This is a genomic window from Bartonella sp. AU15XJBT, from assembly GCF_028618615.1.
GTDB lineage: Bacteria > Pseudomonadota > Alphaproteobacteria > Rhizobiales > Rhizobiaceae > Bartonella.
In genome coordinates this window covers 16674-27893 of sequence record NZ_JAQITG010000021.1, presented here as the reverse complement: position 1 = coordinate 27893, position 11220 = coordinate 16674, and the positions used below count along the sequence as shown (strand labels likewise).

General features: G+C 46.7%; 9 protein-coding genes. 4 read left to right on the top strand and 5 right to left on the bottom strand.

Annotation, left to right across the window (positions count from 1 at the left end; translation table 11 throughout):
- Positions 1-1177: 1177 nt before the first annotated feature.
- Both PVV57_RS08055 and PVV57_RS08050 read right to left on the bottom strand, forming a co-directional pair.
- Entirely contained in the window at positions 1178-1390 is a 213-nt protein-coding gene (locus tag PVV57_RS08055; RefSeq protein WP_273719232.1) for a hypothetical protein, read from the bottom strand.
- A gap of 1264 nt (positions 1391-2654) precedes the next feature.
- A complete protein-coding gene (locus PVV57_RS08050) occupies positions 2655-3233 on the bottom strand; it encodes a hypothetical protein (RefSeq protein WP_273783822.1) in 579 nt (192 codons plus the stop codon).
- A gap of 486 nt (positions 3234-3719) precedes the next feature.
- On the opposite strand from PVV57_RS08050, the gene PVV57_RS08045 reads away from it, so the two are divergent.
- The 4 genes from PVV57_RS08045 to PVV57_RS08030 all read left to right on the top strand — a co-directional run bounded on the left by PVV57_RS08045 (position 3720) and on the right by PVV57_RS08030 (position 6912).
- Positions 3720-4103, top strand: a complete 384-nt coding sequence (locus PVV57_RS08045) for a hypothetical protein (RefSeq protein WP_273783821.1) — start codon at positions 3720-3722, stop codon at positions 4101-4103.
- 693 nt (positions 4104-4796) lie between these two features.
- The gene (locus PVV57_RS08040; RefSeq protein WP_273783820.1) at positions 4797-5480 is read left to right on the top strand and encodes a hypothetical protein; all 684 of its coding nucleotides are present in this window, start codon (positions 4797-4799) and stop codon (positions 5478-5480) included.
- 338 nt (positions 5481-5818) lie between these two features.
- Positions 5819-6130, top strand: a complete 312-nt coding sequence (locus tag PVV57_RS08035) for a hypothetical protein (protein WP_273783819.1) — start codon at positions 5819-5821, stop codon at positions 6128-6130.
- Between the two features lie 83 nt (positions 6131-6213).
- Positions 6214-6912 carry a hypothetical protein gene (locus PVV57_RS08030; protein ID WP_273719227.1) on the top strand — a complete coding sequence of 233 codons (699 nt, stop codon included), beginning with the start codon at positions 6214-6216 and terminating at the stop codon, positions 6910-6912.
- 5 nt (positions 6913-6917) lie between these two features.
- On the opposite strand, the gene PVV57_RS08025 is transcribed toward PVV57_RS08030, so the two are convergent.
- From PVV57_RS08025 to PVV57_RS08015, 3 genes are all read right to left on the bottom strand, one after another.
- Positions 6918-9644 (bottom strand): toprim domain-containing protein, encoded by a 2727-nt coding sequence (locus PVV57_RS08025; RefSeq protein ID WP_273783818.1) that lies wholly within the window; start codon positions 9642-9644, stop codon positions 6918-6920.
- Between the two features lie 100 nt (positions 9645-9744).
- A complete protein-coding gene (locus tag PVV57_RS08020; protein WP_273760957.1) occupies positions 9745-10152 on the bottom strand; it encodes a hypothetical protein in 408 nt (135 codons plus the stop codon).
- Between the two features lie 47 nt (positions 10153-10199).
- Positions 10200-11195 carry a DUF1376 domain-containing protein gene (locus PVV57_RS08015; protein WP_273783817.1) on the bottom strand — a complete coding sequence of 332 codons (996 nt, stop codon included), beginning with the start codon at positions 11193-11195 and terminating at the stop codon, positions 10200-10202.
- Positions 11196-11220: the final 25 nt, after the last annotated feature.

Genomic DNA, 11220 nt, shown 5'->3' with positions numbered 1-11220 from the left:
GTTAGGCATGTATCCCTTGAGGGGAAGGGTGCACTCTTTATGAGGGCTAGAGTGCACCCTCTAGAGATTGGATACGTGCCATGAGAGGGTTAGGCATGTATCCCTTGAGGGGAAGGGTGCACTCTTTGAAGGCAGAGTGCACCCTCTATGAGATTGGATACGTGCCATGAGAGGGTTAGGCATGTATCCCTTGAGGGGAAGGGTGCACTCTTTATGAGGGCTAGAGTGCACCCTCTAGAGATTGGATACGTGCCATGAGAGGGTTAGGCATGTATCCCTTGAGGGGAAGGGTGCACTCTTTTGAAGGCAGAGTGCACCCTCTAGAGATTGGATACGTGCCATGAGGGTTAGGCATGTATCCCTTGAGAGGAAGGGTGCACTCTTTTGAAGGCAGAGTGCACCCTCTATGAGATTGGATACGTGCCATGAGGGTTAGGCATGTATCCCTTGAGAGGAAGGGTGCACTCTTTGAAGGCAGAGCGCATCCTCTATGAGATTGGATACGTGCCATGAGGGTTAGGCATGTATCCCTTGAGAGGAAGGGTGCACTCTTTGAAGGCAGAGCGCATCCATAGGGAAAGGCATATCTCATAAAAATAGAGAAAGCCCAGGAGATTCATTTTCTATTTTATCTCCACCGGTTTTTGTATTTACTATAGATATTTACTGTGTCTCCTAATATTTGAGAGGGTTATAGAGTGAGACTCACTGATCATGTCTTTATAATGAATACTGAGATCTCTATGAGAATTAAGATATTTTTGTGCTTTTTTTTTGTTTTTTTTTTGATTTTCTTAAGTCATGCAAGATTCATGAGGCATTTTCCTATAGTTTGGTTTTTGCTTGTACCAATAGCAGTGGTTTAATATTTCAATTATTTCAACGGCTTTATGAATACCGCCCTTAAAGAATGCTGCTTTATCATAATCAACTTTTGTATTTTGGGAGGCGGATCTCGATAAGGGGAGAAGGCTGGTACAGCTATTTTGGGTTTATCTCAGCAGAAAGAAAACACTTGTGGGAAGAATATGAGGTGCTATGCGCTTTTCTCACATTTTGCGACTCACGCTTTTGTTTCTCTAAAGGAGGAGAGTTCTCATGGAGGAATGCTTCTCATGCAAAACAGAACGCTCCAAACGGAATATGGGGGCTATCTTTTAATATTTCTCAATACGCGTCATATCCATTTCGCGGCTTTATCGGTGAAGGGGGATAAATCCCAAATGATATCAAACTTATTGCGCTCCCCATCTTTACGCTTCATATATAAAAGAGAAAGGCGGCATTCATCATACATTTTGCCAGTGCTCAATGATATGAGAGGCTGTGGGGGGAGATGATCGTTCGTGATGACGGTTCTTGGAGCGTGATAGTGTTGATTAAGAGGCATTATGATTCTTTATCATTTTGTTTGAAGTGTTTTATTTTACATGAGCTCTCCTGGGGTTCTGCTGTTTGTAACGGGTAAGGGGAGGGGTTGATAAACTCAATATAAAACAGCGTCGAAGGAAGAGAAGCTTAAGAGCGTTGGCTCTCTTAATTCTAATTCTAAGATTTTTAAGATGAGCAATAAAAAACGAATCCATCACCCAATTGCCATGATACAAGCCTTTCAATAAAGAAAAAATATCAGCGATTCTAATATCAGTGATTCTGTTGTGTCGTAAAACAGCGTATGCTGTAAAATCCCTCGTCCTTTGTGGGGGGGTATAAAGCAGCCTGATAGGTTGAAGTGTTTTTTTTGAAGGTGTGGTGAATATTTTTAAGCGCGATAAGCGCGCTTTAAGTTTTAGGTAAATTCTATGCATGGGAAAACCAAAAGTGAATGAGAAGCCAAGAGGGATAAGAACCCAGGCTGTTTGCAGGCCCGATTGAGACTCCTCGTCCTTTGAAGGGAGGAATGTTCAGTCAATTTGACAAAAGAATGACCTATTTTGCAGGGAGATCTTATGGAAGAATATCACAAAGTTAAGAAGGTTTAAGACAATACAGTCATAAAAAAAGCCCTCCGCTACAAACAGAAGGCAATAACAGGAAGCTTTTCAACATTGGGTAATAAGAAATATCAAAAAAAGTAAATCTAAAAAAAATGCATTAAATACAAAAATTCACCTTTAAACAAGACTACTTCCTATAAGTAGCAGAGAATTGAAAATAGAGCAATATAAAGAATACTTTTTACAAAAAAATTTCTCTTTATGCCTTAAAAGGTCATGAATAGTTCTTTTCCATTGAATGTTTATTCTGAAATTCACTGTCAATTAAGTCTTGAAAGATGTTATGAGGCATGCAACCATACTTATGTTTCAATAAAAAAACGAACAAATAGAGCACCTCATAGTTATGAACCAGCGTGTGGGGGAGAGGCTTTGTTTTTTTAAAAGGGTATGCCTTTTGATTGCCGGGGTTTTGTGAAAAGTTCGTGTGTCTGAGGTGTGGGAGATGGAGGGAAATATCGTTTGGCGTGTGGGGGGAGAGGCTTTGTTTTTTTTAAAGGGCGTGCCTTTTGAGCGCAAAGGTTTTGTGAAAAGTTCGTGTGTCTGAGGTGTGGTGGAGATGGAGGGGGATATCGTTTGGTATGTTGCACCGCGTGTGGGGAAATTTTCCCTTGAGAGTGGGGCAACGTCGGCTGCTGCCCTGAATGGCGAGAGGGATTATTCAGAATGTTTATGGTTTGCATATCCCCAATGAAAGGCAAGTAAGTCTAAACAATCTCGTAAATGATCGGCAAGGGAGTTTTGTTTGCGTTTTGAAGGACTTAATTCTTTGATCGCTTGGCCATAACCGATAACCCGCTCAAGCAGTGAATAGCCAAGAATACCAAGTTGTACTTTGATTGTTTTTAAATGATTGGAGGCTTCTATTTGCCGTTCAATGGGGTGGGTATAGCTTTGGCTACAGGAAACTTTTTCACGGGTGGTGTCAAGGCCCATGTGGAGGTCTGCCTGACTGTGTCGCCAGTAAAAATAAAAACGTTCTGCGGCTTTATATTGTGCCTTACTCAGATGTCCCTTCGCATATAAAAGCGCAATGGGATTGCTTTGTGCATTGACAAGGGCTTTGATGGTGCGCGGGTTGCTGGAACTTTCTGGATGCGTGGGCTGAAAATAAGGGTTGCTGGTTTCAAGGGGGATTTCTTGCGTCTTTAAATGACCCCTATGCTTTTCTTTCTCTTGGGGGGCGTTCTCGTAAGGCTTAAGAAGGGGTGTATTTTTTTTCTCTTGATGGTTCATATCATCTCCTTATGATCGTTTGATTCTTGTTAAAAAAATGTTGCTTGGTTTCATGAATAGAGGGCGTGAGAGGGGAGGCGTGGAGGAGGAAGGGGGCGTGAAGAGAGGGGGCATGTGTGGGCGTGTGTGGGCGCTTAGGTTATTTGCGGGTGCGGGTTGGAGCGCGTGGGTGGTGGCGTGGGCTGCTGAGGGTGTGCGTTGAGGCGTGTAAGGGCAAGTGGCGCAGGGCATGTTCATAAAAGAGAGGATTAGAGAGAAGGTGGGGGGCTTGGGGGTGGAGAGAGGGGGTGTGGTCTTGGAGTGTGGCTAGGATTGTTGTGCTGTGGGGGGGTGGAAAAACCATGGATTTGGTTCTTGAAAAGAGGGGTGTTTTGTTGCATTGTCTTTTGTTGTCGTGTGGATATTTTTCTTGAGTGATGTGTTTCTTGAGTGACTTGATGCGGGAGGAAAGTAATGGTGCGCAGGGTTTTGTCTCTGAGGGGATTAGTGTTGAGCGGCATTGTGGTCTTTGTCTCTGTGGCTATTTATATGGAAATGAAGGCGCTTGGGATGACGTGGGGCGTATTTTTACGCGCTGTGGCGTTTTATGGTACTCCCGGCATTTTTCTTATGGTTGGTTATGAAGTTATGCAGCGGCGGGGTGTAACAAAGGGTTTGTTCTTCAAGATGGTGTTGTTTAGCATCATTTTGGCTGCTCTTTCTGATTTTATTTATAAGCAAGCCGAGCATTTTGGTTTGGCATGGCTCTGGTTCTCAAATAAATGGGTGTTTTGTGTCCTTTTGGGCATTATCCTTGGTCTTTTCCTTGGGCTTGTTTATAAAGGGGCAAGACGTTTTGGGTTTAGGATTTCATGCTTTGAAAAGGATTGATATTTTGCTTCCATTGTGGCTGCCGTCTCTGTAGCTGTTTATATGGAAATGAAGGCGCTTGGGATGACGTGGGGCGTATTTTTACGCGCTGTGGCGTTTTATGGTACTCCCGGCATTTTCCTTATGTTTAGTTATGGAGTCATGCAGCGGCGGGGTGTAATATAAGGGTTTGTTCTTCAAGATGGTGTTGTTTAGCATCATTTTGGCGGCTCTTTCTGATTTTATTTATAAGCAAGCCGAGCACTTTGCTTTGACTTTGCTTTGGGGTTTGACTTGGGCTTTGGGGTTTGACTTGGGCTTTGGTTCTCAAATAAATGGGTGTTTTGTGTCCTTTGGGGCATTATCCTTGGTCTTTTCCTTGGGCCTGTTTATAAAGGGGCAAGTTTATAGAGAGGGAGGGCGTTTTGGGTTTAGGATTTCATTTTTTGAAAAGCTTTGCCTTGATTTGCTTGTTGGGTTTTATCCTTGGTTTGGCATATGGGGGGGTGAAGCATCTTGATATGCCTTGGCATTGGGTTTCAAATGAGTGGGGTTCGATTTGCATTTTTGTATTTCTTGTTCATTTTATGAGCACTTTTTTTCATGAGGCAACGCTGTGTGTTGGTGTGATGTTAGATTGGTTCTTAAAAAGGATGGGGTTTTTGCTTACATCGTAGGCGTTTTCTTTCATTTTATTGTTGTGGGGAGATATAAATGTCGCAGGGTTTGTGGCTTGTACTGTTGGTGGTGTTTTTTGGCCTTTTTGCTGTTGCTTTGGTTTTTCTTGATAAGGTGGCTGCGCGTCGTGGGGTTACAAGATGGCGGTTTTGGGGGCGATGGGTGGTCTTTTATGGCTTGGTGAGCGTCTATCTTGGTTTTATTTCTGTGGGTGCGGGGCGTTTGGCTTGGAGCCAGGAGCTGTTGTTGAAAGGGGCGGTGTTTTCTTTTCTTTTTGGTGCTGTCCTTGGTTTGGTGCATTGGGGTGTGGGGAGACTGCTGGTTTTCTGGCAAGAGTTCGTGAAGCCGATCCTATTTTGTTGTCTGATGGCTGTTATCCTTATGCTTTTTGCTGTGGGTATCAGGGATATGGATAGCGTCAGGGTGATGTTCTTGATGGTGTTGGTCTTTGCACTCTTGTTGAAGGGGCTCTTGGAGTTCTTTCTACGCAAACAGAGCGATACTCTGTTGCAGAGGTCGTTGCGTGTTTTGAATTTTCTGCTGTTTATTTGCATTTGGGGACTTATCTTTTTCTTTGTTTCTTTGGGAGCAGAGCATCTGGGTTTGAGTTGGCTTTGGTTTTCGAATCGGGATGTATTGACCATTATAAGTACATTTTTCTTTATTTTGACTTGTCAGGGAGCGAAGTCTGCGCGTGTGATGAGGAAGGCATTTTTTTAGAGGATCGTGTTTTGGGGTGGATATTCCACATAAACGTAGGTTTGTTTTTTAAAAAAATTGAAATGTTGCTTGGGCTATCATGAAGGGGTATGGAGCAAGGTATGTATTGGTGTGTGTGTGGATTATATGAATTCCATGCTGCGGTTCGGGTGTAGAAGGAGATGTGGGCTGATGTGGGGGAGAAGATGTGTGAAAGCCCCGTGTTGCAGGGTGCGTATGCGGAGAGTGCGCGCGTAGGGATTTGTGGGGGGGATTGGGTGTTTTTTTGTTCTTGAAAAGAGGGATGTTTTGTTGCACCATGAACGTTTTCCTTGCGTGATTTAATGGGGGAGCTTTAAGTGATGTCGCTTGATGGGGTCATTTTGCCGTTGTTGATGCTTTTAGGCATGATGAGTCTTTCCGTGGCTTCTATTTATATCAGTGCGCGTATCGCTATGAAGCGTTTAGGGCTTACAAAAAAGGCTTTCTTTAAAAATAGTGTCTTTTGCTTCTTTGTGGGTCTTGCCTCTCAGTGGGGTTATGGGATGGCGGAGCATCTGGGTTTGAGCTGGCTTTGGTTCTCAATCCCCTGGGTGCTTTATGTTCTGTGGGGCTTGATCTTTGGTCTTGTCTTTGCTCTTATTGATCTAAGGGCAAAGCGTTTTGGGTGACACTTAGGTGTTTTTTTTAATTAATTGGGGTATTTTTTTAATTGAGCGTTTTCTTTCATTTTATTATTTGTGGGGAGATATAAATGTCGCAGGGTTTGTGGCTTGTACTGTTGGTGGTATTTTGGGGCCTTTTTGCTGTTGCTTTGGTTTTTCTTGATAAGCTGGCTGCGCGTCGTGGGGTTACAAGATGGCGGTTTTGGGGGCGATGGGTGGTCTTTTATGGCTTGGTGAGTGTCTATCTTGGTTTTATTTCTGTGGGTGCGGGGCGTTTGGCTTGGAGCCAGGAGCTGTTGTTGAAAGGGGCGGTGTTTTCTTTTCTTTTTGGTGCTGTCCTTGGTTTGGGGCATTGGGGCGTCACGAGTCTGCCGGTTGCTTGGCAAGAGTTCGTGAAGCCGATCCTATTTTGTTGTCTGATGGCTGTTATCCTTATGCTTTTTGCTGTGGGTATCAGGGATATGAATGGTGTCAGGGGAATGTTCTTGATGGTGTTGGTCTTTGCACTCTTGTTGAAGGGGCTCTTGGAGTTCTTTCTACGCAAACAGAGCGATACTCTGTTGCAGAGGGCGTTGCGTGTTTTGAATTTTCTGCTGTTTTGTTGCATTTTGGGAACTGTCTTTAATTTTACTCGTTGGGGAGCAGAGCATCTGGGTTTGAGTTGGCTTTGGTTTTCAAATGAGGATATCTTGATCTTCATTACTGGATTTCTTACTCCTTTTATTTATCATGGCGTGAAGTCTGTGCGTGTGATGAGGAAGGCACTCTTCAAGCGAGGGGTGGTGTAGGGGCGTTAAAGATAACGCCGTGGGGGTGGTTGTTCAAAAGAACAGCGATAGCGGTAGGTTTGGGGATCAAACCAAAGACCGACTTTGCCTTCAAAATCACCAGAGCGTTGTTTGGCAATATTCATAATGACACCGGGGCGTTTGGCTAAATCTGCTTTTTCTTGGGCTAGCGAGGCGGCGAAGATTTTGTCTTCTAAGGATCGATTGCGCCAAATGGTGATGATGTTAAAAGCATTGGCACCAATTTCTGAGGCACCTTTGATATCTTCTGTTCCGGGGATATCTTTATCGAGACCCCCTTTGCGGGCATGGGCGACAAGATGAATATGCACACTGTTTAAAACAGCCCAATCCACCATTTTATAAACCGCTTGTTCTTGTCCCGCATAATCATCAGAGGCAATGCCAAGGCGCATCAGACTGTCGATAATAAATTGATCGCAACCATAGCGTGCGCGGCAATAATCAAAGACATCAAGCAAGGTGTCGACACTTGATTTACCAACATGTTCATAAAGAATAAGCCCATTGTCTAAAAAATGCAAAATACGTTCAATGGTCTCTTTTGTAGGCTTTTCTAAGCCGCCCGTTTGTTTGGTTAAACGCCGGAGGGATTGTTCTCCTTTCATCTCTAGAGATGCTAAGCAAAGACGGCTGTTTTGCGCAATCCAATGGGGAATACAGTCGGACAACAATTGGCTTTTGCCTGCTCCACTGGCACCGCTCCAAAGCGTTAATTCTGCGGGGCGAAAATGCAATTTGTCCTTCAGTTTCGGATAGGGAACCGTATAGCCAAGATGTTTTTCAGGCTCTGGCCAAAAAAGCCCAATCACTTGATCTTTATAGTCTGAGGCGCGCCGTAAGCCTTCTGGTGCAAAGCTTTTTGCTGAAGAAAAAGCTGCTTTTATGGTGGCTGCATCAATGCCTGCGGTTAAACAATCATTGGCATCTTTGCGGGGTAAGCGGACACGGTAGCAACGGTGGCGTCCAAGCCTGCTGGCAATTTCATGGGCGGCTTCTTCTCCAGGCTGGTCCATATCGGTGGCTAAAAAAATGGTTTCAAAAGCTTCTAAATGATCAAATTCATTTTCAATCCAATTGTGTTTCCCGCCCTTTCCCCCGCCAAAGGGTACAGAGACCGCCGGATATCCATAGGCGGCGAGCGAAAGCGCATCAATTTCCCCTTCCGTGATGACAATGGTCCGGCTTGTTGAAGAAAGCGTGGGAAACGACGCGTGATCTGAGGAGGTGTGGTGGGGCGCGTGAGTTGTTGCGAGTGTGGGTTGAGAGGCATGTGTTGGGGCGTGGTCTGTTGCGGGTGCGGGGTGCGGCGCGTGCGTGGTGGTGTGGGCTGTTGCGGGCGCGGGTTGTGAGGTCTGTGTGGTGGTGTTGGCTGTTGCGGGTGCGGGTTGTGAGGCGTGCGTGGTGGTGTTGGCTGCTGTGGATGTGGGTTGCGGCGCGTGTGTGGCGGTGTTGGCTGCTGCGGGCGCGGGTTGGGAGGTGTGCGTGGCGGTGTGGGCTGTTGTGGATGTGGGTTGAGAGGCGTGTGTAGAGGTGTGGGTTGTTGAGGGTATGGGGTGAGAGGTGTGCGTGGTGGTGTGGGCTATTGCGGATGTGGGTTGGGGCGCGTGTGTGGGTATGTTGGCTGTTGTGGGTGTGGGTTGTGAGGCGTGCGTGGTGGTGTGGGCTGTTGTGGGCGCGGGTTGGGAGGCGTGCGTGGTGGTGTGGGCTGTTGTGGGCGCGGGTTGGGAGGCGTGCGTGGTGGTGTGGGCTGTTGTGGGCGCGGGTTGGGAGGCGTGCGTGGTGGTGTGGGCTGTTGTGGGTGTGGGTTGGGATGCGGGTGTGGCGGCGTGGGTTGCTGAGGGCGCGGGTTGGGAGGCGGGTGTGGCGGCGTGGGTTGCTGAGGGCGCGGGTTGGGATGCGGGTGTGGCGGCGTGGGTTGCTGAGGGCGCGGGTTGGGAGGCGGGTGTGGCGGCGTGGGTTGCTGAGGGTGTGGGTTGGGAGGCGGGTGTGGCGGCGTGGGTTGCTGAGGGTGTGGGTTGGGAGGCGGGTGTGGCGGCGTGGGTTGCTGAGGGCGCGGGTTGGGAGGCGTGCGTGGCGGCGTGGGTTGCTGAGGGTGTGGGTTGTGAGGTGTGCGTGGGTGTGTGGTTTGTGGGGTAAAGGGCTTGCCAACCAAATAAAATCGGTTCACATTGGGCGGCTGTAGGTTTTGTTTTTGCTCCCGCTTGAGCGAGCCGTTCTTTGACTAAAGCAAGGGTGCCATCAGGTTTATAAAAGGGGAAAATGATTTTTTCGCCTTCTTCTCCTATGCGGTAACGTTTTATAATTTCTAGCGGGATGCAGCGTTCTTTATGGAGATAGTTTTTTACGAGATTTTGCGGGGTGTCCCCTTTAGGAACCGGTGGACGGTGATAGGAACGATGAGGGACCATAAAAGGTTTGGGGCGTGTCAAATTGAGAGTTGTGCGTGCTTCTTCTAAGGCTTGAGAGAGGCTAATGCCTTTGACTTCACACCAAAGGTCTAAAATATCGCCTCCAATGCCTTCTGCAAAATCATACCAAAGGCCTGCTTTACTGCCGCTTAAGCAAATCGATAAACTTTGTCCGGCTTCCCCGCGTGTGTTGCCAACAATCCAATGATTGCCGCGTTTATGCCCTTGGGGAAGAAGCATTTCTGCTATTCTATCTGCTTGTGCGATAAGTTTTTGTTTGATTTCAAAAATTGTGCTCATGGGTCTTCGGGATGTTATTCGTGTTTCTCAAAGATTTATTTTGCTGTGGGGGGCTGTTTTGCGGTTCTCGTGGTTCGATCTGATCTTGAGATCCGTAGCGCTATGGTACTTGCCAGTCCGCTTTGAGGGCTTCTTTACCGCTTTTTACTTGCCAATAATCGCGAAACTTTTTGGCTTGCCATTGGGCTTGGCGCTCACTCAAACCTTCTGAAACGGCCGCCTTGATGTCTGCTTGCTTGCCTGGGAAGGTAAGCTTTTGCGCAAAAGCAGTGGTGGGGTAAGGTGTGTTCGTGAAAGAGAAGGTGGATGTGGGGCGGCTGCAAGGTGTTGTGTTCCTTTGTGCGGAAAAGATGAGGCGTGTGGGGTATGCGTTGTTGTGATGAGAGCAGAGGGGGTGATGGTGACGCGTTTTGCTGTGTGAACGATTGCTCCACGGGGTGTTTTTATGCCCGTTGTTGTGCTCAAGGTTGTTTTGTTTGATGTGGTTTTGTTCTTGGTTTTGAAACATTTGGGCCCCCGCGTTGTTTGTTTGAGAAAGTGGTTGCGTGTGTGGTGTCAACAAGTGTCGCTATAGTTGATCAGACTGCGGTAAAGATTCTCGTTGCTTTGAGAGATGAGAGAGGAGGAGTCCCCCTGTTTTTGCTGCTCCAGCCGTTCGATTTCATAGCGAAACCAGTTGCGCCATGTGGCTTGCCAGTCTGCTTTGAGGGCTTCTTTGCCACTTTTCGCTTGCCAATAATCGCGAAACTTTTTGGCTTGCCATTGGGCTTGGCTCTCACTCAAACCTTCTGAAACGGCCGCCTTGATGTCTGCTTGCCAAGTTTCAGGAAGACGGTGCCCTTTGGGAACGCTTGAGGGGGTGGTTTTTTGTGCGACAATTTGTGGGAGAGGGACCCCTCGTGCCTCTGCTTGGGGAGCGGTGGCGCAGGCATTTTCGTGCTCCGTTTCTTCTGGTGGTGGGGAGATGGGTGGGGAAGAAAGAGCCGAAGTGAGACGTTGAGCACTTTGTTCAAAACGCTCTTGGTAGGAAAGGGAAGTTTCTGACTCATCAGACAACATTTTCTTTTCAAAAACACCGATAGGTGTTTTCTTTTCTTCTGCCTTTTGAGCTTCTAAGCTTTGTTCACCATCTTTTGTCCGCTCGTTAAGCAGTTGTTGAATCTCAGCATTGATTTTCTTGCGCTTTTTTGCCGAAGAACGTCCCGCAAAGGATTTTTGCTCAAGCAATTTTTCACGCTCTTGAAAAACATTTTCGCAACGCTGGTTCCATAAGCCATTGGCTAAATTTAAAATCTTACCCTCGCGGATTAGCATTTCTAAAACATTAACAAAAGTTCGCTTGTCACAACCGCAAAGACGCGCTAAACGTTCTTCTGATATTTCTAGAGGACGACCGCGTGCATACATTTCATTGAGAAGAATCGTATAAATTCCAATCTCGTGTGCGCGCATGCCACGAACACCGCCTAGAAAGTCATTTTGATACCAACAAACATACGGAAGCCTAGACGATTCATAGTGAGGAGTTTCTTGTTGATTAGCGTGTTTCATACGGCAATCTACTTTCTTCTTTCTT

Bases quoted from the DNA above. Each gene is read 5' to 3' on its own strand.
- PVV57_RS08055 (WP_273719232.1), bottom strand. From the start codon at position 1,390: ATGCCTCTTAATCAACACTATCACGCTCCAAGAACCGTCATCACGAAC.
- PVV57_RS08050 (WP_273783822.1), bottom strand. From the start codon at position 3,233: ATGAACCATCAAGAGAAAAAAAATACACCCCTTCTTAAGCCTTACGAG.
- PVV57_RS08040 (WP_273783820.1), top strand. From the start codon at position 4,797: ATGTCGCAGGGTTTGTGGCTTGTACTGTTGGTGGTGTTTTTTGGCCTT.
- PVV57_RS08030 (WP_273719227.1), top strand. From the start codon at position 6,214: ATGTCGCAGGGTTTGTGGCTTGTACTGTTGGTGGTATTTTGGGGCCTT.
- PVV57_RS08025 (WP_273783818.1), bottom strand. From the start codon at position 9,644: ATGAGCACAATTTTTGAAATCAAACAAAAACTTATCGCACAAGCAGAT.
- PVV57_RS08020 (WP_273760957.1), bottom strand. From the start codon at position 10,152: ATGTTTCAAAACCAAGAACAAAACCACATCAAACAAAACAACCTTGAG.
- PVV57_RS08015 (WP_273783817.1), bottom strand. From the start codon at position 11,195: ATGAAACACGCTAATCAACAAGAAACTCCTCACTATGAATCGTCTAGG.